Source organism: Roseibium sp. SCP14 (assembly GCF_040329475.1).
GTDB lineage: Bacteria > Pseudomonadota > Alphaproteobacteria > Rhizobiales > Stappiaceae > Roseibium.
Window position 1 is genome coordinate 1,187,293 of the sequence record NZ_JBDZYH010000001.1, and the last position, 23,194, is coordinate 1,210,486.

Below are 23,194 nucleotides of genomic sequence, written 5' to 3' on the forward strand. Positions count from 1 at the left end.
CAATTCTGTATCAAGCGACAAAGCGTGATCGGGAACACACTTTTCGGCGGCTGCGAGCGGACCGAACCGCTTGATTATCCGGCCGCCTGATTGTTGTAGCCAACGCCGCCTGCTTCGGTCTCCAGGAAAGCCGCACCGCAAGCCTTGGCGAGTTCACGCACGCGCAGGATATAGCTTTGACGCTCGGTCACGGAGATCACCCCGCGCGCATCAAGCAGGTTGAATGCGTGGCTGGCCTTGATGCACTGGTCATACGCAGGCAGAACGACCTGGTGAACGTTGGCACCAGCTTCATCGCGCGCCTTGGCGCCGGCCTCGAGAAGCGCACGGCATTCGCTTTCCGCATCCTTGAAATGACGGAACAGGATTTCGGTGTCGGCATGTTCGAAATTGTGCCGGGAATATTCCTGCTCGGCCTGAAGAAAGACGTCGCCATAGGTAACCTTGTCGTCGCCTTCCATGCCGTTGTAGTTCAGGTCATAAACGTTATCGACACCCTGGATATACATCGCCAGGCGCTCAAGGCCGTATGTCAGTTCGCCGGAAACCGGTGAACATTCAAATCCGGCAACCTGCTGGAAGTATGTGAACTGGGACACTTCCATGCCGTCGCACCAACATTCCCAGCCAAGCCCCCAGGCGCCAAGCGTCGGACTTTCCCAGTCGTCTTCCACGAAGCGGATATCGTGAACCTTCGGGTCCAGACCAATTGCATAAAGCGAGTTCAGGTAAAGTTCCTGCAGGTTCGCCGGAGACGGTTTCAGGATCACCTGAAACTGATAGTAGTGCTGCAGCCGGTTCGGGTTTTCGCCATAGCGGCCATCGGTCGGGCGGCGGGACGGCTGAACATAGGCAGCCTTCCACGGGCGCGGCCCGAGAGACCGCAAAGTTGTCGCCGGATGAAAGGTACCCGCACCGACTTCCATGTCGTAAGGCTGGAGAACCACACAGCCCTGATCGGCCCAGTAGCGTTGCAGCGTCAGGATCAGGCCCTGGAAAGAGTTTTCCGGACGCATATGCGCCGGCAGATTTTCAGTCGACATGGATAAATTCCGCAATGAGCATTCCGCAGCGGGCACAGCCCGCCTGTCCGGTGGCGAGAGGTGCCATGGAGCTGCGGCAAGGTCAAGTGCGGATGGTTTGCCCTGGTCTGGACGGTGAAAAACCGGGTGTCCGGCCAACTATGTGCAAGAGGCGCAAAGTATCCTCCTCACCCCGACCCTTGAAAGCGGATATTGAGAAGAGCCGGCTGTCTTCTTGAGAGGCTGAGATCAGCTTGGTTCCGGCCGATACTTTCCCGTCACCGGGTCAAGCACGAGCTTGGCACCACGGCCATTCGGGTCGGCCTTCGCCGCGGCTTTGGAGATCTGGTTTTCGACTTCGGCCATCTTGCGCTTGACGCGCTGCATGATCCAGTAGCCGCCGACGGCAAGCGCCGCAACACCTATCAATTCAGTCATTTGAACTCCCCTTGTGTCCCCTCACTTCCCAAATCTTTGTGCCCTTTTAAAGGCCGTAACGCATCCAGAGTGCACGGGTTTCAACCGCCGAAATCAGCTCGTCACCAAGGCCTTCCGTCAGGCGCTGGTCCGAGAGTGCAACGCCCAGCCCGCCCTTGCGACCGAACAGGCCACGCGGTGCGGAAATCAGCTTCGGCTCCGCTTTTTTGCCGTAGCGTTCCTTGATGACACCGCGCAGATCGCCGATCGCATCGACCAGACCCAGCTGTACCGCTGTCCTGCCAGTCCAGAACTTGCCTGTGAACAGGTCCGGGTCGTCCGTCAGAACATCTCCGCGCCGGGTCTTGACCATGTCGATGAAGGTCTCGTGGATCTCCAGCTGAAGGCTCTTCAGATATTCGATATCCTCAGGGACTTCCGGCTGGAACGGATCCAGCGTCACCTTCTTCTCACCGGCGGTGTAAACGCGGCGGTCGATCCCGACCTTCTTGATCATCTCGGTGAAACCGAAACCTGCCGCCACCACGCCGATGGAGCCGACAATGGAAGACGGGTCGACGAAAATCTCGTCGCCGGCCAGCGAGATCATGTAGCCGCCGCTGGCCGCGACATCCTCGACAAAGACCAGAACGTCCTTTTCGTACTCCTTCGCCAGATCGCGAATGCGCTTGAAAATCAGACGCGATTGAACGGGCGAACCACCTGGTGAATTTACAATCAGGGCGACCGCCGGAGCCTTCTTGATAGAAAAAGCCTTTTCCAGTGGTGTTGCAGCGGAAGCCAGCGACAAGCCCTGGCGCATGGGACCACCCATGCCAATTGCACCTTGCAGGCGCACGACGGGTATTACCGTCTTGTCATCACGGAAGCGTTTCGGAAGGATACGGCGCAAAGAAGAAAGCACGCTGAATTGGCCCTGACAAATTTCACAAACTCCATCCGATATATGTATCAGATGGCCTCTTGCAAAGACCGCACTCTTGGCAATTCTACGGAAATGAGAAGCTTTCGTCCGAACAATGAGGTTTTATCGGCCAAATGCGCTGATGCGCTTTCTGGGTTTTGGCTTTGACTTTTGCTTTTCCAGCTCTTCATCGAACTGTTTCAGCAGCATTTCGGGCGTCGGCTCAGCTTCCGGTTCAAAAGGCCAATCCAGTTTCACACCGGCCTGATTTCCATTTCGCCAGACCATCACCGACTTGATCGGCAAGTCGAGACCAGGAATGGATATGTGAATGTGCTCCGGCAGACGATCCAGTTTGTCACCTTCCAGGCGGCAACCGGATTTGCTCGCATCCACGATACGGCACTTCATGGTTATCGGATTGGTTTGCCCAGACACAACCGCACTGATCCACACCGGACGCCTTATTTCACGGCGTTTTTCGGCCGGCTTGACCTTGCCACCCTTGAAGGAAACTCGCGCTTCATTGTCGCCATAGGCCGTTACCCAACCACGCACAAGCATATCAATGCCGGGGAAACGGAGCCCGACTTCCTTGCCGGTCAGATCAGTCTTGGCGGAGACGATACGGCAGCCTCTGTCGGAAAGGTCATGCACGACAGCATCGAAACACGACATATCCGCAAGATCGACAATAAGTGCCGACACGCCACCATCGGCGCATTTCGCTACGGCCAGACCGCTCAATTTCCATCCTCCAAAGATACACGTCACCCTACAACCTGAAGGCTGAAAACCGGGTTAACACAAGGAAGGTAGATTCAGCGGTCGGACAGCTTGGCGTGGATGCTCAGGAAATCGCGCCAGGACAACCGTTTTTCCAGGGGGCTGCGCAGCAGGTAGGCCGGATGATACGTGGCGATCGCCGCAATTTCCCGCCCCTGACCGGGATAGGTCATCCAGCGACCGCGCATCTTTCTGATGCCGTCCTGAACACCCAGCAGCGTCTTGGCCGAAGCTGCCCCCAGAAACACGAGAACATCCGGGTTAACCAACTCGATTTGCCGGGTGATGAAGGGTTTGCAGATTTCCGTTTCCTGCGGTGTCGGAGTTCTGTTTCCCGGTGGACGCCATGGCACGACATTGGCGATATATGCCGAAGACCGGTCAAGTCCGATCGCCTCCAGCATGCGGTCGAGCAACTGACCGGATCGGCCGACAAACGGCTTACCCTGCAAGTCCTCGTCCCTGCCCGGAGCTTCGCCAACAAACATCAGCTTTGCGGAAGGGTTGCCATCGGAAAAGACCAGTTTCTTGGCTGTGAGTTTCAGATTGCAGCCGTCAAAAGCTTCCAGACAGGCCCTCAGATCGTCGAGTGTTGCAGCCGAAGCAGCAAGATCCCGGGCAGCCGAAACAATCTCTTTGTCGGGGATGACGGCGGCCTGTCCGGCCGGAGCCGGTCGCGCCACAGCAGGAGGCGGAGTCCGTGCCTGGGCGGGATTGGCGGCAAACGACTGTTGTGCCCGTTGCGATCCGGGATCCGGCTGTCCACGGTTTGCATGCGGCAAAGCCTGAACGGATTGCGCCTGCTGCCGTTGTCTAAGCTGCTCATTCGTCAGCTCAAACCAGTCGACCGGATCGTCACCTAAAAAGCAGTCCACGCCGGAATCCATATAGAAATCCAGCAGAGCTTCGATCTGACGCAGGTCTTGAGGGGTTTGATGCAAAGGTTCAGCCTCCGGTGGCGGAGTTTAACCAGATGGCGGTGGAGCACAAGAAAAAGACCGGAATGCCGTGCAGTTCCGAGAGGTTTTCCAGAGTGTTTGCACATTTCAAAAGCGAGAATCACATCATTATTACGCTTACGTAAACGTAAGCAATTTCACTTGACGCTCAGGCCTTGCTTTGATCTATCTGACCACAATAAGACGAATTACTGCCCGGATTTCGCAATCAACGATGAAAAATGTCGTGTTTTGCACTGCCAAATAGGGCAAAGAAGGCGATACGGGTATAGCCCCATTGGGCAGAGGGAGATGACTATGAGCGAACAAGACGCGCTTGGTGAACGCGAGAGCATGGATGTGGATGTCGTGATCGTCGGCGCAGGCCCCGCGGGGCTGGCGGCCGCAATCCGGCTGAAGCAGATCGCAAACGAAAAAGGCGAAGAGCTGAGCGTTGTAGTTCTGGAAAAAGGGTCGGAAGTCGGCGCGCACATTCTGTCGGGTGCCGTGATTGACCCTATTGGACTGGACAAGTTGCTGCCGGAATGGCGCGATGAAGATACTCCGATCAAGACGGCCGTGACCGACGACCACTTCCTCGTTCTTGGACCTGCCGGTTCCATGCGCCTTCCCAACATGTTCATGCCCAAGCTCATGAACAATCATGGCAACTACATTGTGTCGCTTGGCAATGTCTGCCGCTGGCTGGCGGAAAAAGCCGAAGCCCTCGGTGTCGAGATCTACCCGGGTTTCGCAGCCGCGGAGCTGCTTTATGACGACGAAGGCCGGGTGGTCGGCGTTGCAACGGGAGATATGGGCATCGGCCGTGACGGCAAGCCCAACGCCATGTTCACCCGTGGCATGGAACTGCGTGGAAAATACACCCTCATCGGCGAAGGGGCACGCGGCTCTCTGGCCAAGCAGCTGATCGAGAAATATCAGCTCGATAAAGACAGTGACGTGCCGAAATTCGGTATCGGTATCAAGGAACTGTGGCAGATCGATCCGGCGAAACACAAGCTGGGTCTCGTGCAGCACTCCTTCGGCTGGCCGCTTGACGGCAAGACCGGAGGCGGTTCCTTCCTCTATCACCTGGAAGACAACCAGGTCGCAGTCGGTTTCGTGGTTCATCTCAACTACGAGAACCCCTGGCTGTCGCCGTTCGACGAATTCCAGCGCTTCAAGACACATCCGTCCATCCGCGATACCTTTGAAGGCGGCAAACGGATTTCCTACGGAGCACGGGCCATCACGGAAGGTGGCTACCAGTCCGTTCCGAAAATGTCCTTCCCGGGCGGTCTGCTGATGGGCTGCTCCGCCGGTCTGGTGAACGTGCCGCGCATCAAGGGCTCTCACAACGCCATGCTGTCCGGCATGATGGCGGCTGAAGAAGTCATGGAAGCAATCGGGCGCGGCGAAGCCCACACCGAGCTGACCAACTTCGATACAGCCTGGCGCGACAGCCCGATTGGCGAAGACCTCAAAAAGGTCCGCAATGCCAAGCCGCTCTGGTCCAAATTCGGCACCTGGCTGGGTATCAGCCTGGGCGGTCTGGACATGTGGACCAACGAACTCTTCGGCTTTTCCTTCTTCGGCACGCTGAAACACGGCAAGCGGGATTCTGAAACTCTGAAGCCTGCGAAGGACTGCAAGAAGATCGAATACCCGAAACCCGATGGTGTGGTCTCGTTCGACAAACTGTCGTCCGTGTTTCTGTCGAACACCAACCACGAAGAGGATCAGCCGATCCACCTCAAGGTCAAGGACGAAGCGCTGCAAAAGACATCCGAGCACGACACCTTTGCAGGACCGTCCAACCGCTACTGCCCTGCCGGGGTCTACGAATGGGTCGAGGAAGGTGAAGACGCGCCGCGTTTCCAGATCAACTCGCAGAACTGCGTCCACTGCAAGACCTGTGACATCAAGGACCCGAACGGCAACATCACCTGGACGGTACCGGAAGGTGCAGGCGGACCGAACTATCCGAACATGTGATCAACTGAAACGTCGAAATTTCAGATGCATGAATTAGGAGCGGCTCAGGCCGCTCCTTTTTTGTTTCTGAACTGGCTCCTGAAACACGAAGAACTGAGAACCTGTCATCTTCTTAATCTTTGTGACTGTTTTTTCACGAGAAAATCAAACTGCGGCCAAATCGCAGCCCAACAACAACCACAGCCGCGGATCAGATATCGCCTCCTTCCTGTGGCAACCGCCACGCAACACAAGGAGGTTTTCATGACCAGATCCCTGTTCATGACATGCGCAATCGCGGCAGCCATGACGATGGGTGTTCCCGCCCTGCCAGCCGGACTGGCTGGTCCTTTGTCAGCTTCGGAAGCAAGAGCGGACAACGGTGAAGCCCGACGCGCGGCACGCAGGACCGCCCGGCGGACCGCAAGGCGAGTCTCACGCCGGCAGGAGCGTTATTACAACAGCCTGCCCGGCGGTTGCGTTCAGGTAATCCGCGGCGGCGTTTCATATTTCCAGTGCGGGACGGTCTACTATCAGCCTGTTGTTCATCAAGGCGCAAACGTCTTCGTGATCGTGACGCCGCAAGGCTGATCTTTGGATGAAAAAACAAGCAGCACCGAAAAGGAAGCCTTCCCGGTGCTGCTGTCTTGTGGCCGATGGGTCGTATCAGGCAGGCGATCGTGGGGGGCCAAGCCTGTTGCGGTTGTCAGTTGCACAAAGAACGGATGGCAGACGCGCCGCACATCCGCTCACCGTTGCGCAACAGCCCGCGCCACAAGTTCTTCGCCGCTATTTGCAAACGGCAAAATGTATGGGGTCGGTGGTCCGGATGGAGCCGACGTGCACTTTATTCCCAGAATTTGATCTGGATTATTGGAGGTGATGGTTTGTCTAAAATCATTAACCATATCCTCGCTGGCGGCTGACATATACTCACCTAACGGTAGCGTCAATCAGATTATGTTCAGGATAAATCTTTATTATGGACCCAAAAAATGACCTTATGTCAGTCGGCAAAAATGACTTCAACAGTACTCTGTTTGCCAAAACATTTTGCTGATCGGGCAATTTCAACGAGCAAGTAAAGTCAACTGCGCTCTTCATTGACCCCATTCGAACCAGCTCTGAAAATTTATCGAAATATTTCAAAGCGTTGATTTGATACATCATTGATTTCTACTTCATAAAATTTTTTTATACACCAATAGAAAAATAATATTAAATCTGCAATTCTTTGAAAGATAAGCACTTCTCGAAAATATCGCCTCGCCGATTCAACCTTTACTTGCTTATCGCCAAGCGGCAAATTGGTAAAAATCTTATAGCTAATTGTTTTTATTCATTTTTTTACTTATCCACATGCGCCCTAATTACGACACAGTTGTGATTGCGCGCTTCGAAAGGTTAATCTAGGTTTACTTTTGTCGGGGGCGACCTGGAAGGTTTACGGCAAATATTTGTCGTTCCTTGCAAATAAATGCATTTCCTTTGCAAGTCCTCGTAAAGAGTAGCAGATCGAGCCGTAGAAATGCGGCTGGATGCCTTGTGGGCAAGGAGACCGTGAAATCATAACCGGACTGCGGCGGTTACGGAATGGTTTGATGGCTCTTAAAAACAACGTTGGAGAGGTTTATGCCGCTCTGATACCCATCGGCCACAGGGTTTGGCACCGGGAAGGCCACTTCCCGGTGCATTTTTTTCAATCCGGCCAATGCCGGACGCCAAAACTCAGGCAGCGCTCTTGCGGTTGTTCTGCCGACGCCGACGCTGTTGCCTGGAATTGGCCCTGTTGTCGTTGTCCCCGGAGGCAGTCCCTTTGCGAAACGGCTTCTTGCCTGCTGGCTTGCCGTTGCGATTGTTTCCGCCGCGTTTGTTACGTCCGGTCGCTGCCGACATTGGCGGAACGTCACCGCTGGCCACCGTAATCTCGATGCCGATCAGTTTTTCGATCTGACGGAACAGACCGATTTCCTCTGGTGCACAAAGAGCCACGGCTTCGCCTTCTGCCCCTGCCCGTGCCGTCCGGCCGATCCGATGGACATAAGCTTCCGCAACTTCCGGAAGTTCGAAATTGTAGACATGGCTGACACCGGGGATATCGATCCCGCGCGCGGCGACGTCGGTTGCCACCAGCACGTTGATTTTCCCCTCGCGCAGGTCACGGATCGCGCGGTCGCGCTGACCCTGGCTCTTGTTGCCGTGGATAGACCCTGCAGCGACGCCGTTTTGGGCCAGCTTGCGCATCAACCGCTCCGCGCCGTGCTTGGTGCGGCAGAAAACCAGCGACATGCCATCTGGCTTGGACTGGAGTTGTTCCAGCAAGAAATCACCTTTGGCCTTACGGTCCATGAAATGAACGTATTGGCTGATCTTGTCAGCGGTCCGGCCCGCAGGAGCAACTTCCACACGGACGGGATCATTGAGATAAGATTGCGCAAGCTCGTTGATCTGTTTCGGCATGGTTGCCGAGAAGAGCAGTGTCTGCCGCTCCTGGCGAACCAGGCCGGCAATCCGGCGCAGTGCATGGATGAAGCCGAGGTCCAACATCTGGTCAGCTTCGTCCAGAACCAGATAGTTCGCCGTACCCAGATCGACGGCCTCACGATCAACTAGGTCCAGCAGCCGACCAGGTGTCGCGACCAGAATGTCGGTGCCCTTGGATAAGCGTTTGATCTGACCATTGATCGACACGCCGCCGACAACAGACGTTACCCGCAGCGGCGTTTTCTTCAGGAAGGAAATCAGGTTCTTTGCGATCTGGTTCACCAGTTCGCGCGTTGGAGCCAGGATCAGCGCCCGCGTGCCTTTCGGCTGCGCCCGCTTATCCTCATCGAGAAGCCTGTCGATCAGCGGAAGTCCAAATGCTGCGGTTTTGCCTGTTCCGGTCTGGGCAAGGCCCATCAGATCCCGGCCCTCCAGTACGAGCGGGATCGATTTCAACTGAATCGGGGTCGGGGCATCGTAGCCGTTCTCGGCGACAGCATGAAGAAGGCCGTCGGAAAGTCCCAGGCTTTGAAAGTCGGTCAAGTTAAATTCCTTGGTTCAAGCGCAACAACGCTTGGAGGACCGCACTGGAGATCCAATGCAGTTTGATTTTGGATTGCGGCAGCCGATTCGATTGAATGTCAGGCTCTTTGCCGCCAGACCCTCGCGTGACATGGGAACTGGTTGAACCTCTCATTAGGTTCGAAAACTTAGCAATCGCAGAGCAGCCACTCTGAAAATCCAGTTACTCGAACTTTCCGGGCGCTCAATCTGCTCACGCGGCAGCGGTTGCAGAGCGCTATATCGTCGGAGCGGCCCGGAATGTCAAGCGAGGCCTCCGGAATTCACTTCAGGAGACCTTCACAAATTCAGGTGCATTACGGCACGAGACGGATCAGCCTGCCATCATCGCTATCGGTCAAGACATAGACGAAACCGTCCGGCCCCTGACGAACGTCGCGAATACGTTCTCCAAGCTCTGTAAGCAGCTGCTGTTCTGACGTAATCTGCTCGCCCTCAAGCTCAAGCTTTGCCAGATGTTGGCCACGCAACGCCCCGACGAGGAGATCACCCTGCCAGTCGGGATAATTCGGGCTGGTGACGAAAGCCATTCCGGACGGAGCGATCGACGGATCCCAATAGTGAATGGGTTGCTCCATTCCGGGTTTGGATGTCCCTTCGCCAATCTTGCCGCCCGAATAATGACGTCCGTAGGAAATCACCGGCCAGCCATAATTCTTGCCGGCCTCCGGAATGTTGATTTCGTCACCGCCGCGCGCGCCGTGTTCCACGATCCAGAGAATCCCGGTCTCCGGATGGATGGCGGCACTTTGCGGATTGCGGTGACCGATCGACCAGATCTCGGGCTTGTATCCCCCCTCATCAATAAAGGGATTGTCGGCGACCGGCTCACCATCCGGCGTCAGGCGCAGAACAGATCCGGTGTGTTCACCGGTGTCCTGCGCCCTGGGGCCGTCCCCGCGATCCCCGAGCGTCATGAAGAGCGAACCATCCGGGGCAAAGGCCAATCTGGAACCGAAGTGACGGCCACCATATCCCTTGTTGTTTGCGGCAAAGATGGTCTTGCCATCCTCAAGGCGATATCCGCCTTCATCGGCAACCAGTCTGGCACGGAACAGCGAGGTTCCTGCGCCTTCCGGAGAACCTTGGGAAAAGGTCATGAAAATCGTGGCGTCATTTGTAAAATCCGGGCTGAGCGCGATATCGAGTAAACCGCCCTGCCCTTGCGCAAACACTTCCGGCACACCCGGAACGATGCTTTGATCGCCTTCTTCGGAAACGAACTTGAGCAAGCCGTCGCGCTCGGTGACCAGATAACCACCTTGGGGCAAAAACGCGACGCCCCAAGGATAGGACAGGCCGTCGGAGACGGTTTCCAGCTGAATAGAGGATTGGGCAATGGCTTGCCCGGCGCCGGTCAAACCAACCGTAAGCGCAACTGCTGCAAGCGTTGAAACAGCGAATTTCCTGGTAGTCATCAACGGCTCCATCCGAAAGAGTGCCTTTTTAGCATTTCCCTTTACGTAGGATAGCAAACCGGTGATGACAGCAGCCTTCACGTTAAATTTTGTCAATCCGCGACTTTGGTTTCTTCCGCGCCCGGAGCAGCGAGACGTTCGGCGATAGTGCGCTTCTCGTAGGCGACATTCCAGGCAATCAACGTACGCCAGACCTCCTCAACCTGCTCGCCTTCCAGGCCGAGCGCCTCGGCGCGGTCTTTGATGGAGGCCACCATGGTTTCGATCCGTTCGCCATCAAACGCTTCGTCCGGGTGCTGCTTCAGCTGAGCCATTCGCCGGACATAGCCTTGCCGGCGAACAAAGATTTCCAGAAGTTCTTCATCCAACGCATCGATTGCGGTTCGGATGTCTTGTTTACAGACACATTCTGCAGGCGATTTCACTTTTGCCATCCAGTTGCTGAACAGGGAAACGAGCGCGAACCGGTCTACCGGTCCGCGCTGTCAAAATGAAGGCGCAAATTGAAGCAGCTAGTCTTGTGCCTGGGTCTGAGCCTGAACGCTGGCCAGTGCCGACATATTGACGACACCGCGCGAGGTGACGGATGGTGTCAGAATGTGTGCCGGTTTTGCCGTTCCCAGCAAGATCGGTCCGACATGCAAGGCCCGCGTGGCAACTTTCAGGAGGTTATGGGCAATGTTCGCCGAATCAAGGTTCGGGAACAGCAACAGGTTCGCCTCGCCCTTGAGCTTGCTGTTCGGCATCACTCCGTCCCGCAGAACGGTGCTCAGCGCGGAATCACCATGCATCTCGCCGTCGGCTTCCAGATCCGGGTAACGTTCCCAGATGATATCCAGAGCTTCGCGCATCTTGCGTGAAGATGCTGTATCTCTTGAGCCGAAATTCGACATGGACAACAAGGCGATCTTCGGCTCGATACCGAACCGCCGGATTTCGTTGGCCGCGAGAATTGCCATTTCGGAGATTTCCTCGGCCGTCGGATCTTCCGTGACAAAGGTATCAGAAAGGAACAGCGCCCCCTGGCTGTTGATCAACAGCGACAACGCCGAAAGGTCATGCGCCGTGTCGCAGACGCCAATGACCTGTTTGATGTCGCGGTGATGCCGGATGAACCGGCCTTCCAGGCCGCAAATGACCGCATCCGCGTCTCCCCGCCGAACTGCGAGCGCCGAAATCACGGTGCTGTTGGTTCGCACCACCGTGCGGGCCGCGTTGGGCGGCATGCCCTTCCGGCCGACGCATTCGAAATATTCGTCCACATAGTCGCGATAGCGCGGATCGTCCTGCGGGTTCACGTATTCAAAGTCGACATCCGGGCGGATCTTCAAGCCGAAACGTTCGCAGCGGGCCTTCAGAACATCCGGACGGCCTACCAGGATCGGCTTGGCGATATTGTCTTCCAGCAGGACCTGAGCCGCACGCAGCACCCGCTCGTCCTCGCCTTCCGCATAAATGATGCGCTTGGGATCCTTGGAGGCGTTCTGAATGATCGGCTTCATGATCAGGCCGGAACGGAACACGAAGCGGTTCAACCGATCATAGTACGCATCGAAGTCGGTGATCGGGCGGGTTGCGACACCGGACTCCATCGCGGCCTTGGCAACAGCTGGCGCAATGCGCAGGATCAGACGCTGATCGAATGGAGACGGGATCAGATAATTCGGCCCGAAAGTCTCGGTCTTGCCGCCATAGGCACGTGCGGCGACATCTGAGGGTTCCTCCTGGGCCAGGCCGGCAATGGCTTCCACCGCCGCCCGCTTCATTTCCTCGTTGATTGTCGTCGCCCCGACATCAAGCGCGCCGCGAAAAATGAACGGGAAACACAGGACGTTGTTCACCTGGTTCGGATAGTCCGACCGGCCGGTGCACATGACCACGTCGTCGCGAACTGCCTTGGCCTCTTCCGGCATGATTTCCGGGTTCGGATTGGCAAGGGCCAGGATCAGCGGACCCTTGCCCATTTTCTTGACCATCGGCGGTTTCAGAACACCGGCGGCGGACAATCCCAGGAAGACATCCGCATCATCGATGACTTCGTCCAGAGTGCGCTTGTCGGTATTCTGGGCAAAGACCGCCTTCCATTCATCCATGAGCGCTTCACGGCCCTCATAGACAACGCCCTCAATATCCGTGACCCAGATGTTTTCGTGCTTTGCACCAAGGGAGACCAGCATGTTCAGACATGCCAGCGCTGCAGCCCCTGCGCCGGAAGCGACGATCTTGGCTTCTTCAATCTTCTTGCCGGCGAGTTGCAATCCATTGCGGACGGCAGCGCCGACGATGATAGCGGTACCATGCTGATCATCGTGGAAGACAGGGATGTTCATCCTCTCCCTGAGCCTGTCTTCGATCATGAAGCATTCGGGCGCCTTGATGTCTTCCAGATTGATGCCGCCGAAGGTCGGCTCAAGAACGGACACGGCGTCGACGAACTTGTCGACGTTGGTTTCATCCACTTCAATGTCGAAAACATCGATACCGGCGAATTTCTTGAAGAGAACGGCCTTCCCTTCCATGACGGGTTTGGAAGCGAGCGGACCGATGTTTCCAAGCCCGAGTACGGCAGTCCCGTTGGAAATCACAGCGACCAGATTGCCTCGCGATGTGTAGTTCGCTGCCTTGGCCGGTTCCTCAGCAATCTCAAGACAGGGAGCAGCGACACCGGGAGAATAGGCAAGCGCCAGGTCGCGCTGGTTGCCAAGTGGCTTTGTCGCCTGGATCTCGAGTTTACCGGGCTTGGGATGCTCGTGATAGAACAGGGCGGCTTCGGTCAGATCGCTTTCAGTCTTGTTGCTGTCGCTCATTTTTGTCTCTGTCTTCCTGCCTGTTCCGTTAGGTCACTTGTTGTTGCTGCAAAAGCTCTGGCTGACACCATAATTGAACTCCTGCAATTTCGTGAATTGTCTCTGTGGTTTATCCGGCGCGTTGCAAAATGAGAACCCGTAATAGTGCAAACAGCACGATGCCGTTCAGGATATGCCACAGGAAATGCGTTCCGATCTCGATGTGACCGCACAAGGGCTCGTCCAAGGTGCGGAAGGTAACCGACACGGCAAACACCAGGCCCGTCAGCAGCACCTGCGCACCGAGTTTCCGGTTTTTCCGGGAATAGAGCGCCCCAACGACGAATATCGCCAGCAGGGCCGGCACGTAGCCTGAGGATGAAGCCGCAATCGGCTCGACCACATCGGCAATGAACGGTGTTGCGGCGAAAAAGGCGATAACGATGCCGAGAGCGCCCCACCAGGGCAGCCCAAGAAAGCGCTTGAGAGCGAAAAAGAGATAGATGTGAATGAAGAGCGCAATCGGGATCACATCGGCTAGCATCGCCCAGCGGGTTGCGAACGTATGAAAGAGGAAGGATCCCACCCCGGTTGCAAAGACAATTGCGATCAGAAGGAGGGCCGGAAAATCGTCCGGTGTTTTCCTGCGCCAGATCGCGAAGGCGGCAAGCGCTGCGAGCACAATGGCAGCGTTGGTGATCGCGTTCAGCGGCTCGGACCAGAATTCGGGTCCAAGCCGCTCGCAATAGTTATTCAACTGATCTGTCAGCGCCATTCGCCCTCACCTCTCTCTCAGCACTCAGACCAACCGACGACACTTTGTCCTTTGCTTACAACTTGGACGTGACAGTTTGCGTAATCAACCTTCCAAGCCTTGAAATACCTTCTTCTATTTTTTCATAGTCCGCACAGGAGAAGCTGAGACGCATCGTGTTGGCGCCGCTGCCGTCCGGATGAAACGCCTTGCCGGGCACGAAAGCGACTTTTGCCGTTTCCACGGAATGTTCCAGCAAGTCGCCCGCATCAAGGTGCTCCGGCAGGGTTACCCATATGAACATGCCACCATCCGGCTTTGTCCAAAATGTCCCCTCCGGCATATGTCTTTCCAGCGCTGACAGCATTGCGTCCCGGCGCCCCTTGTAGATACCGTTCGTACGCGCCGTATGGGTGTCGAACTCGGATTCGGCGACACGTGCCATCGCTTCCTGGTTCAGAACCGGCGTGTTCAGGTCGCTCGCCTGCTTGATGAGCACCAGACGTGAGATGACTTCCGATGCCGCGCAGATCCACCCCAACCGCAGGCCGGGCGACAGAGATTTGGAAAAGCTGCCGCAATAGAGCGTGCGGCTGTTGTCAATGCCACCGGACACCTCGCAATCAAGAGCCAGGATCGGGGGTATCGGGTCACCATCGTAACGCAGGCTCTCGTAAGGAGCGTCTTCGATCACTGCGCAGCCGAGATCGACCGCCAGCGACAGGACCCGCCGGCGCGCTTGCGCATCCAGTGTCAATCCCGTGGGGTTGGCAAAGTCTGGAGAAAGATAGGCAAACTTGACCGAACCGCCGGCTTCGCGCGCCTTGACCAGATAGTCGCCAGCCGTCCGATTGGTTCCGGGGTCCAGCCGATCGTATTGAAGTTCGTAGGCATTGAAAGCCTGAACGGCACCAAGATAAGTCGGCCACTGGACAAGCGCCGTATCGTTCTCCGAAAGGAACAGTTTGCCCAGATAATCGAGACCCTGTTGAGAGCCTGAGGTAATCAGGATGTTTTCCGCACGGCACTCAACGCCCATCTTGCGCATATGGCCGACGACCCATTGCCGCAATCTTGCGCTGCCCTCACTGACACCGTATTGCAGCGCTCTTGCCGCATCCGGACCACCCAGAATGTCTGAATAGGCTTGCTGAAACGCCCCTGCCGGAAAAAGCGCCGGGTCAGGTATTCCACCAGCAAAGGAAATCACGTCCGGCTGGTCGAGCAGTTTCAGAAGTTCACGGATTTCCGACGCGCGCATTCGCGACGCACGTTTGGCGTAAAGGCTTTCCCATGTGGACATGATTGGCTCATTCGCAATTGGATAGACAATTATTAAGTCAATAATACTGACCTATTTATTTTGCAAGTGTCGTAATCTTGTTATTTTTTGTAATTTTATTTCCCATCTTAACAACCACGTGCCTTGGTCATGCCACTGGAATGAGCCTGCGCGATCGCCTATGTGTTGGTCACAAAGGAGCATTTCATGTCGCGCATCGATGATACCCGCCCATTCATCCCTCTCAACATTGCGGTCCTGACCGTCTCTGACACGCGAACACCGGAAGAAGACCGCTCCGGCAACACGCTGGTGGACAGGATAAAAAAGGCGGGTCACACGGTTGCCGACCGCAAGATTGTCACGGACGATGTGCCGGCCATCCAGGAAATCGCAAAGGCCTGGATTTCGGACAAGGGGGTGGACGTGATCATCTCCACCGGCGGGACCGGTTTCACCGGGCGGGACGTGACGCCTGAGGCAATGGAACCGCTCTTTGAGAAACGTATGGACGGTTTCTCGGAAGTCTTTCACCGGATCTCCTACGACAAGATCGGCACATCGACCATCCAGTCCCGGGCAACCGGCGGTGTTGCGGGCGCAACCTATGTCTTTGTACTGCCAGGCTCTCCCGGCGCCTGCAAGGATGCCTGGGACGGTATCCTGAAATGGCAACTCGACTACCGGCACATGCCCTGCAACTTTGTGGAGATCATGCCGCGGCTGGATGAACACCTGAAGCGTGGCAAATTGCAGGAAGCCTGATCGCGGCACCCGGGAGGAATTTTCATGGGCATGCTGATCGATGGTGTCTGGGATCCACAAGCAACCGGCAACGATGTGTCAGGCGAACGATATGAACGCTCGAGGGCGCAGATCCGCAACTGGGTAACCAGAGACGGATCGGCGGGACCGACCGGCGCGAGCGGATTTTCAGCTGAAAGCGGACGCTACCATCTCTACGTTGCCTGGAATTGCCCCTGGGCTCATCGAACGCTTTTGATGCGCGCCCTGAAAGGTTTGCAGCCGCATATCCCGATTTCCGTATTGGCTCCAAGGCGCACTGACGACGGATGGGTATTCGCACCCGAAGACGGCTATGTGGACACACTTGGCGGCGCAAACGCCCTTCACGAAATCTACGCTGCGGGCACGGAAAACTATACAGGACGCGTCACCGTCCCGGTTCTTTGGGATACTCACCGCAGCAGGCTGGTCAGCAACGAATCCGCTGAAATCATCCGCATGTTCAATGAGGCCTTCGAAGGTATTGCCGGCACTGAAACCGATTTCTTTCCCGAAAAGCATCGGAAGGAAATCGAGGACTGGAACAGCTATATCTATCCGAAGCTCAATAACGGGGTGTACAGGGCCGGTTTCTCGCGTTCACAAGAAGCTTATGACGAGGCAGTTGCCGACGTCTTCGAGGCACTCGACCGTATCGAAAAGACGCTTGAAAGAGGTATGTGGCTGTTGGGCGATGACCTCACCGAGGCGGATGTCAGGCTGTTTCCCACCCTCACCCGGTTTGACGTTGCTTACTGGAGCGCTTTCAAATGCAACAGGCGCCGGTTGATCGACTACCCGAACCTTTGGGACTATGCCCGTCGCTTTCATGCGCTGCCGGGCGTAGCGGAAACCGTCAAGCTGGAGATCTATCGGCAGGGCTACCACTCGAAAAGCGAAGCCCGTAATCCTCACGGAATCGTGCCGAAGGGACCGATTGTCGACTTCAGCAGGCACCCGGGACGCCATGCCCTTGCAAAGCAGGTCTGAGAGCAATCAGCCTTCGACGCCCCACTGTGCAAGCTCGATGGTGATCCCTTCCGGGCCGGTTATGAAGTAAAGCAACCTGTCGTGAAAGCCCTTGAGCTCGCTGCGCACCTCGACACCGTTGCTCTTCAGCCTTTCCACCATCGCCTCCGCGTCATTCACCTTGAAGCAGATGTGATTGTATCCGGTCTTGTCGAGACGGGTGCACAGCGGATCGACGACCACTTCGGGATTGCGATAGTGCAGCAGCTGAATTTCAAAGCGCGGTGACAGGCCCGGCACAACAAGAGTAACGTGATCGGCCTCGAGGTTCTCAACGCCCATGTACCCGGCAAAGACCTCACCCTTGATGACCGTGGTCTTCTGCTTTTCCTCTTCAAATCCCAAAAGCGAAAAAAAGGATCTGGCCGCGTCGAGATCCCGGACCGCGATCGTGCAATGGTCAAAACTCTGGATCATCCGAACCTCGCTCGTTGAGTGACAACTTGACGGATTTACACCCAAGATTGTGCGGAGAGTTTGCTTGCGTCAAGATTGAATTCGGTAACGGCCGGAACCAGAGCTTCATCCATGCAGTTTCACGGCCACTCGCGCCGGTATTCGCAAGGTTCCGACACAGAAGCGAGCAAGTGCTCGGCGCAAACGTGCCGTCATTCCTTCATTTTCCGGATCACCTGAAGATACTGCAGCTGCCCTCAGGAAAACCAGACGGCTGCGACCGATACGCTTTGCAATATCGAGGTCTTCCAGCTCCGGCAGGAGCCGATGACCACCAAGCTCGTCATAGAACTGACGCGAAATCAGCAGTCCCTGATCTCCATAGGGCATTCCGAGCAGCTGGGAGCGAATTGCCGCAATCATTTCGCTGATCCTCGCACTCAGACCGAATGCTTCGAAGCGAAGACGGAAACTGGCGACGGCTCGTGGGCCATTGGACGTCCGCCCCGCCCGCTCGATAAACGCCTGAGCTTCATGGTGCCAGCCGCTTTCCAGCAACGTTTCCGGTCTTAGAAACAGTAGCCAATCGCCTCGCCTGGCCATAGCGGCGCCATGGCTCAGACGCTCGCTGCGGGATGTTCCCGGACAGCTTGCCCACACGCATCCGGCTGCATCCGCGACCTTCTCCGTGTTGTCGGAAGACCCGGCATCGACAATGATTACCTCGCGGATGACACCTTCAGCAGCTGCCGGAACGAGAGCCGAGAGCGCGTGAACGAGTTCGGTCTCGGAATTATCTGTCGCTATAACCACACTGATCATGGTCCCGAGTTTTACATGAAAAATATTGCGGTGCGAGAGAAGGGGCTTGTCTGAACGCTGTTTTTGACTAATGTTCTCTTTATGTTCTCACTCATACACGGAACACGTTCATGAGCGCCGTGCTGCAAACTGTCACTTCTTCCTGCCAAGATGAAGGCCCTTCCACCAAGAATGCCCGGCTTTCAGAAGATCGCCGCCGTGGCCGGGGAGCGGCGTTGAACAGATCAGGTCGGTTCGAGCCGCTGTCCCGTGAAAGCTTTGATGATGGCTGGGAGAGCCTGGAAGACCTTCCGCCGTTGAAGACCCAGGTTCAGGAAGAGCAAGCCAGGACGATTATCACGCGCAACGAATCGCCGGACCTCTCATTCGACCGGTCGATCAATCCTTATCGGGGCTGTGAACATGGCTGCATCTACTGCTTTGCCAGGCCAAGTCATGCCTGCATGGGACTGTCACCCGGTCTGGACTTCGAAACCCGCCTGTTCGCCAAACCCAATGCCGCTCAGCTGCTGGAAAGGGAACTCTCAAAACCAGGATACACACCGCGTGTCATTGCGATCGGCACCAATACAGATCCATATCAACCGCTGGAGCGCGGCTACAAACTGATGCGGGATATTCTGGAAGCTCTGGAGAATTGCGGCCATCCGGTTGCGATCGTGACCAAGTCTGCTCTTGTCATACGGGATATCGACATTCTCGCGCGCATGGCCGAACGCAATCTGGTCAAGGTCGCACTTTCCGTGACAACACTGGACAAGAAACTGTGCCGAGCCATGGAGCCAAGAGCCTCTGCGCCTCACAAGCGGTTAGGTGCCATCAAGGCCTTGTCGGAGGCCGGTATTCCGACTTCGGTCATGATGGCACCGATCATTCCGGCGCTTACGGACAGCGAGATTGAAGCTCTTCTTGAAGCAGCTGCCGAACATGGAGCTCAGGAAGCGGCCTTCATCCTCCTGAGGCTTCCCCTCGAGGTATCGGAGCTTTTCCGCGACTGGTTGTTGCGTGAAAGACCAGATCGCTACCGGCATGTGATGAACCTGATCCGGTCAATGCGCGGCGGCAAGGACTATGACGCCAAATGGGGCGAGCGCATGCGCGGCCGGGGCCCCTATGCGGACCAGATTGCCAAACGCTTCTCGCTGGCTGCCAAAAGGTTTGGCCTGAACCTGCGTCGGAAGAAGCTCAACACGGACGAATTCGTCCAACCGCAAAAAGGTGGTGTGCAACTGAGTCTCTTTTGAAGAACTTGCTTGCGAGTGAATGAAGCTGGCGGCAGGCTGCGCCTCATGTCAGACAGTTTCTCTCTTTTCGACCTTCGCTTCCCCGACAGCCCGGATCTTGCGCTGGAGCGCAGGCACGCGGCATCGTTTGACGGGTTGCTTTGTGGTGTCGATGAAGCAGGCCGCGGTCCCTGGGCTGGTCCGGTGGTGACAGCCGCAGTCATTCTTGACTACGACAACGTTCCAGATGGTCTCAATGATTCCAAGAAACTCACTGAGGCCAAACGGGAGGAGCTTTTTGAGAAGATTGTCACGAGCGCCCATGTCTGCGCTGCCTGCGCCTCCCCTCAGACCATCGACCGTCTGAACATCCGGACAGCCACGCTTTCAGCCATGGTCCGCGCTGTAAACGGTCTCGCCCTGATACCAAGATATGTTCTGGTAGATGGCCGCGATGTGCCCCGAGGTCTGAAGCAAACCGGACAGGCACTGGTAAAGGGAGACGGTCGGTGTTTGTGCATAGCGGCGGCCTCCATTGTCGCCAAGGTCACCCGGGACCGGATGATGGTTCAACTTGAGGAACATCAGCCCGGGTACGGCTTTGCCCAGCACAAGGGCTACGGGGTGCCCCAACATCAGGAAGCTTTGCAAAAGCTCGGTCCGACACCACATCATAGGATGTCCTTCAAACCAGTGCGGCTTGCGGCGGCGGAATAAAGCACTCCACGACGGGATTGCCGGGTTGTGTCATTGAGAATTCAAAAGGCGGAAGTACATCACGCAGCAGATCTGCTTGAACTCCAGATACTGGCCTACCAGAGCGAGGCTGCGATCTACCAGGACTGGACAATTGATCCGCTGGTTGAAACGCTCGATGACATGCGCGCCGCCTTCGACACGCACGTTATCCTCATGGCAAGGATGGGAGTGCAACTTGCCGGCTCGGTCCGCGCCAGGTTGCATAACGGAGCCTGTGACATCGGACGCGTATTTGTGTCACCCGATTTTCAGGGACAAGGCATCGGCCGGTCGTTGATGTCAGCGATCGAGCGCGAATTCGAACACGCCAATCATTTCTCTCTGTTCACCGGAGGCGACAGTGAACGAAACATCTCGTTTTACGAGAATCTCGGTTATTCGATCACGGGAAGACGACTGGCAAAGCAACAGATTGAGCTGGTGATCATGCAGAAGCAAAATAGACGTTGAGACCAGCGCAAATCTCCCGTCGGCATTTTCTGCATGAGCAGACTGCCTGACTCCTGGCCGACGGGCGCTCAGGGCATGTATCAATTGGCCAGACAGCGTGCACCTGACGAGGCAATAAAAAAGCGGCCCCGAAGGCCGCTTTTCAAATCTTGGATAATCAGAACCGGTTTAGTTCAGGCGTTCTTTCACCTGAGCGATGCTCTGGGAAAGAATGTCGTCGGCAACCTTGTCCTTGACCTTGTTGCTGAGAATGTGTTCGGCCGCAGTGACAGCAATGTCTGCTGCCTTGGAACGAACTTCAGCAATCGCCTGTGTCTCTGCCTGAGCGATCTTTTCTTCCGCAGCCTTGGAGCGGCGGGCGATCATCTCTTCAAGAGCCTGATTGGTTTCAGCGGTCAGGCGCTCAGCTTCAGCGGTCGCTTCTGCGACAATTGCTTCTGCTTCGCCTTCTGCCTCATGACGCTTGCGCTGATACTCAGACAAAAGAGACTGGGCTTCTTCACGCATCTTGCGCGCTTCTTCCAGTTCCTTGCGGATGTCATCAGCACGGTTGTCAAGCGCAGAGCCGACCTTGGCCGGAACCTTGATGTAGGCGATCAGCGCGAGGAAGAGGATAAGACCAACCAGGGCCCAAAAAGTAGCGTCCATGTTGGTCTCCTCAGTTCATCGCCGACTTCAGCGCCTTGGTCAGATCGGTCTTGGTCGGAGCCTTACCGATCAGCTGCTCAACGAGAGCAGTCGTGGTGTCTCCGGCAATTTCACCGATCTGGGACAGAGCTTCCGTCTTGATCCCGGCAATATGCGCCTCTGCCGCCTTCAGCTTCTCACCAAGCTCGACTTCCGCGTTTTCGCGGCGAGATTCGTGGTCAGCCTTCAGCTTGGCCCGCGTGTCATGGGCAATGCCATGCGCCTTATTCCGGGCTTCGGCCAGAGCCTGCTCGTAAGCCGCAACAGCCGCGTCGGTTTCGTCCTTCAGCCGGTTGGCTTCGGAAAGATCACCGGCAATGCGGTCCTTGCGGTCTTCCAGGATCCCGGCAATCCGAGGCACCGCCACGTTCTTCATCATCCAGTAGAAAAAGCCAAAGGTAATGGCCAGCCACAGGATCTGAGAAGCATAGGTGGTCGCGTCGAAGGGCGGAAACCCAGCGCCGTGCTCGTCCGCCGGAATATGAACTTCCGTGTTCGTTTGTTCGGCGTTGCCTGCCATGTCCTATCTCCAAAATCCGATCGGGCGGCAGAGCGCCGCCCCCGGAGTCGCGTCAAAAATCTCTAAAAGTTAGAGAATTAGACAGCGAAGAGCAGGAGAAGAGCGATGAGCAGGGAGAAGATGCCCAGAGCTTCGGTAACGGCGAAGCCGAAAACCAGACGGCCGAACTGACCGTCAGCAGCGGTCGGGTTGCGCAGAGCGCCGTTCAGGTAGTTACCGAAGATGGTGCCGAGTGCGATAGCTGCACCGCCCATGCCGAGGCATGCGATACCAGCGCCGATGTATTTTGCTGCTTCTGCTTCCATGACACGTGCTCCTAAGTAGTGTTTATGCAGATTTCAGATAAGTCCAAGCGGCGGTTTGAGCCGCCGCAAGAGCGGATTTGCCTAGTGTGACGGGTGAAGGGCGTCGTTCAGATACATGCAGGTCAGAACCGTGAAGACGTAGGCCTGCAGGAAGGCGACAAGAAACTCCAGCGCGGTCAGCGCGACCGTCATACCGAGCGGAAGGATTGCACCGGCGGCACCAGCGACGCCTGCAGCGCCCATGCTGACAATGAAGCCGGCGAAAACTTTGAGGGTGATGTGACCGGCCAGCATGTTCGCGAACAGACGAACGGAAAGGCTGATCGGACGGGACAGAAAGGAAACAACCTCGATCGGTGCGACGATCAGCAGGAGAACCGGGGGAACGCCAGCAGGTGCAAAGAGGTGGAAGAACTTCAGTCCGTGGCGCATCAGACCGTAGATGGTCACAGTCAGGATGACCAGCATGGCAAGAGCGAACGTAACGATGATGTGGCTGGTTACCGTGAAGAAGTACGGGAACATGCCGAGAAGGTTTGCCATCAGGACAAACATGAAGAGCGAGAATACCAGCGGGAAGAAGCGCATTCCTTCGGTTCCCGCCGAACTTCGTAGCATCCCCGCCACAAACTCATACGCCATTTCCGAAAGCGACTGCATGCGGGTCGGCACGAGGCCGCGACCGCTGGTGGAGAAGATCAGAAATGCGGACGCCGCTGCAACGGTCAAAACCATGAAGAGCGAAGAGTTGGTGAAAGAGAAATCCATTCCTCCGACTTCGATCGGAAAGAGTGTCTGGATTTTGAACTGAGAGATCGGATCGTTCGCCACCGGTCAGCCTTTTTCGCT

The 23,194-nt window shown here is 56.3% G+C and carries 24 protein-coding genes; 7 read left to right on the forward strand and 17 right to left on the reverse strand.

What is annotated here, in order from left to right; all coding sequences use genetic code 11:
- Positions 1-74: 74 nt before the first annotated feature.
- The 5 genes from ABLQ08_RS05405 to ABLQ08_RS05425 form a co-directional block, all read right to left on the reverse strand.
- A complete protein-coding gene (locus tag ABLQ08_RS05405) occupies positions 75-1,043 on the reverse strand; it encodes a glycine--tRNA ligase subunit alpha (RefSeq protein ID WP_352940095.1) in 969 nt (322 codons plus the stop codon).
- A 228-nt stretch (positions 1,044-1,271) separates the two neighbouring features.
- Positions 1,272-1,460 (reverse strand): hypothetical protein, encoded by a 189-nt coding sequence (locus tag ABLQ08_RS05410; RefSeq protein ID WP_352940096.1) that lies wholly within the window; start codon positions 1,458-1,460, stop codon positions 1,272-1,274.
- A gap of 46 nt (positions 1,461-1,506) precedes the next feature.
- Positions 1,507-2,364, reverse strand: a complete 858-nt coding sequence (locus ABLQ08_RS05415; protein ID WP_352940097.1) for a S49 family peptidase — start codon at positions 2,362-2,364, stop codon at positions 1,507-1,509.
- Positions 2,365-2,487: 123 nt separating this feature from the next.
- Positions 2,488-3,111, reverse strand: a complete 624-nt coding sequence (locus tag ABLQ08_RS05420) for a PilZ domain-containing protein (RefSeq protein WP_352940098.1) — start codon at positions 3,109-3,111, stop codon at positions 2,488-2,490.
- 74 nt (positions 3,112-3,185) lie between these two features.
- A complete protein-coding gene (locus tag ABLQ08_RS05425; protein WP_417714890.1) occupies positions 3,186-4,091 on the reverse strand; it encodes a uracil-DNA glycosylase in 906 nt (301 codons plus the stop codon).
- A 315-nt stretch (positions 4,092-4,406) separates the two neighbouring features.
- On the opposite strand from ABLQ08_RS05425, the gene ABLQ08_RS05430 reads away from it, so the two are divergent.
- Together ABLQ08_RS05430 and ABLQ08_RS05435 are read left to right on the forward strand one after the other, a co-directional pair.
- Positions 4,407-6,083: an electron transfer flavoprotein-ubiquinone oxidoreductase gene (locus tag ABLQ08_RS05430; RefSeq protein WP_352940099.1), complete on the forward strand. Its 1,677-nt coding sequence runs from the start codon at positions 4,407-4,409 to the stop codon at positions 6,081-6,083.
- Positions 6,084-6,326: 243 nt separating this feature from the next.
- Positions 6,327-6,653 (forward strand): hypothetical protein, encoded by a 327-nt coding sequence (locus tag ABLQ08_RS05435; RefSeq protein WP_352940100.1) that lies wholly within the window; start codon positions 6,327-6,329, stop codon positions 6,651-6,653.
- Between the two features lie 1,137 nt (positions 6,654-7,790).
- Here the strand turns inward: ABLQ08_RS05435 and ABLQ08_RS05440 are convergent.
- The 6 genes from ABLQ08_RS05440 to ABLQ08_RS05465 all read right to left on the reverse strand — a co-directional run bounded on the left by ABLQ08_RS05440 (position 7,791) and on the right by ABLQ08_RS05465 (position 15,389).
- Positions 7,791-9,089, reverse strand: a complete 1,299-nt coding sequence (locus ABLQ08_RS05440; RefSeq protein WP_352940101.1) for a DEAD/DEAH box helicase — start codon at positions 9,087-9,089, stop codon at positions 7,791-7,793.
- Between the two features lie 335 nt (positions 9,090-9,424).
- Positions 9,425-10,546 (reverse strand): PQQ-dependent sugar dehydrogenase, encoded by a 1,122-nt coding sequence (locus tag ABLQ08_RS05445; RefSeq protein ID WP_352940102.1) that lies wholly within the window; start codon positions 10,544-10,546, stop codon positions 9,425-9,427.
- 92 nt (positions 10,547-10,638) lie between these two features.
- Complete coding sequence (locus tag ABLQ08_RS05450; protein WP_352940103.1) at positions 10,639-10,980, reverse strand: chorismate mutase; 342 nt, start codon at positions 10,978-10,980, stop codon at positions 10,639-10,641.
- Positions 10,981-11,058: 78 nt separating this feature from the next.
- Complete coding sequence (locus ABLQ08_RS05455; protein WP_352940104.1) at positions 11,059-13,353, reverse strand: NADP-dependent malic enzyme; 2,295 nt, start codon at positions 13,351-13,353, stop codon at positions 11,059-11,061.
- Between the two features lie 109 nt (positions 13,354-13,462).
- Positions 13,463-14,107 (reverse strand): ceramidase domain-containing protein, encoded by a 645-nt coding sequence (locus ABLQ08_RS05460; RefSeq protein ID WP_352940105.1) that lies wholly within the window; start codon positions 14,105-14,107, stop codon positions 13,463-13,465.
- Positions 14,108-14,162: 55 nt separating this feature from the next.
- Positions 14,163-15,389 carry a PLP-dependent aminotransferase family protein gene (locus ABLQ08_RS05465; protein WP_352940106.1) on the reverse strand — a complete coding sequence of 409 codons (1,227 nt, stop codon included), beginning with the start codon at positions 15,387-15,389 and terminating at the stop codon, positions 14,163-14,165.
- 186 nt (positions 15,390-15,575) lie between these two features.
- Between ABLQ08_RS05465 and moaB the strand changes: the two genes are divergently transcribed.
- Positions 15,576-16,133 (forward strand): molybdenum cofactor biosynthesis protein B, encoded by a 558-nt coding sequence (moaB, locus tag ABLQ08_RS05470; protein WP_352940107.1) that lies wholly within the window; start codon positions 15,576-15,578, stop codon positions 16,131-16,133.
- A 24-nt stretch (positions 16,134-16,157) separates the two neighbouring features.
- Positions 16,158-17,144, forward strand: coding sequence for a glutathione S-transferase family protein (locus tag ABLQ08_RS05475; RefSeq protein WP_352940108.1), 987 nt, complete (start codon positions 16,158-16,160; stop codon positions 17,142-17,144).
- A 6-nt stretch (positions 17,145-17,150) separates the two neighbouring features.
- Here the strand turns inward: ABLQ08_RS05475 and ABLQ08_RS05480 are convergent, their stop codons facing one another.
- The gene (locus tag ABLQ08_RS05480) at positions 17,151-17,600 is read right to left on the reverse strand and encodes a VOC family protein (RefSeq protein WP_352940109.1); all 450 of its coding nucleotides are present in this window, start codon (positions 17,598-17,600) and stop codon (positions 17,151-17,153) included.
- A 105-nt stretch (positions 17,601-17,705) separates the two neighbouring features.
- Positions 17,706-18,401: a glycosyltransferase gene (locus tag ABLQ08_RS05485; protein WP_352940110.1), complete on the reverse strand. Its 696-nt coding sequence runs from the start codon at positions 18,399-18,401 to the stop codon at positions 17,706-17,708.
- A gap of 110 nt (positions 18,402-18,511) precedes the next feature.
- On the opposite strand from ABLQ08_RS05485, the gene ABLQ08_RS05490 reads away from it, so the two are divergent.
- Genes ABLQ08_RS05490 through ABLQ08_RS05500 form a run of 3 tightly spaced genes read left to right on the forward strand, consistent with a single transcriptional unit; the run spans position 18,512 to position 20,833 of the window.
- On the forward strand, positions 18,512-19,645 hold the full coding sequence (locus tag ABLQ08_RS05490) for a PA0069 family radical SAM protein (protein WP_352940111.1): 1,134 nt from the start codon (positions 18,512-18,514) through the stop codon (positions 19,643-19,645).
- 45 nt (positions 19,646-19,690) lie between these two features.
- Positions 19,691-20,341: a ribonuclease HII gene (locus tag ABLQ08_RS05495; protein WP_352940112.1), complete on the forward strand. Its 651-nt coding sequence runs from the start codon at positions 19,691-19,693 to the stop codon at positions 20,339-20,341.
- A 33-nt stretch (positions 20,342-20,374) separates the two neighbouring features.
- Positions 20,375-20,833: a GNAT family N-acetyltransferase gene (locus ABLQ08_RS05500; protein ID WP_352940113.1), complete on the forward strand. Its 459-nt coding sequence runs from the start codon at positions 20,375-20,377 to the stop codon at positions 20,831-20,833.
- Between the two features lie 168 nt (positions 20,834-21,001).
- On the opposite strand, the gene ABLQ08_RS05505 is transcribed toward ABLQ08_RS05500, so the two are convergent.
- The 4 genes from ABLQ08_RS05505 to ABLQ08_RS05520 all read right to left on the reverse strand — a co-directional run bounded on the left by ABLQ08_RS05505 (position 21,002) and on the right by ABLQ08_RS05520 (position 23,176).
- A complete protein-coding gene (locus tag ABLQ08_RS05505; protein WP_352940114.1) occupies positions 21,002-21,481 on the reverse strand; it encodes a F0F1 ATP synthase subunit B in 480 nt (159 codons plus the stop codon).
- A gap of 10 nt (positions 21,482-21,491) precedes the next feature.
- Complete coding sequence (locus tag ABLQ08_RS05510) at positions 21,492-22,040, reverse strand: F0F1 ATP synthase subunit B (RefSeq protein WP_352940115.1); 549 nt, start codon at positions 22,038-22,040, stop codon at positions 21,492-21,494.
- Positions 22,041-22,117: 77 nt separating this feature from the next.
- Positions 22,118-22,345 (reverse strand): F0F1 ATP synthase subunit C, encoded by a 228-nt coding sequence (locus ABLQ08_RS05515; protein ID WP_008191441.1) that lies wholly within the window; start codon positions 22,343-22,345, stop codon positions 22,118-22,120.
- A gap of 81 nt (positions 22,346-22,426) precedes the next feature.
- The gene (locus ABLQ08_RS05520; RefSeq protein WP_352940116.1) at positions 22,427-23,176 is read right to left on the reverse strand and encodes a F0F1 ATP synthase subunit A; all 750 of its coding nucleotides are present in this window, start codon (positions 23,174-23,176) and stop codon (positions 22,427-22,429) included.
- Between the last annotated feature and the right edge of the window lie 18 nt (positions 23,177-23,194).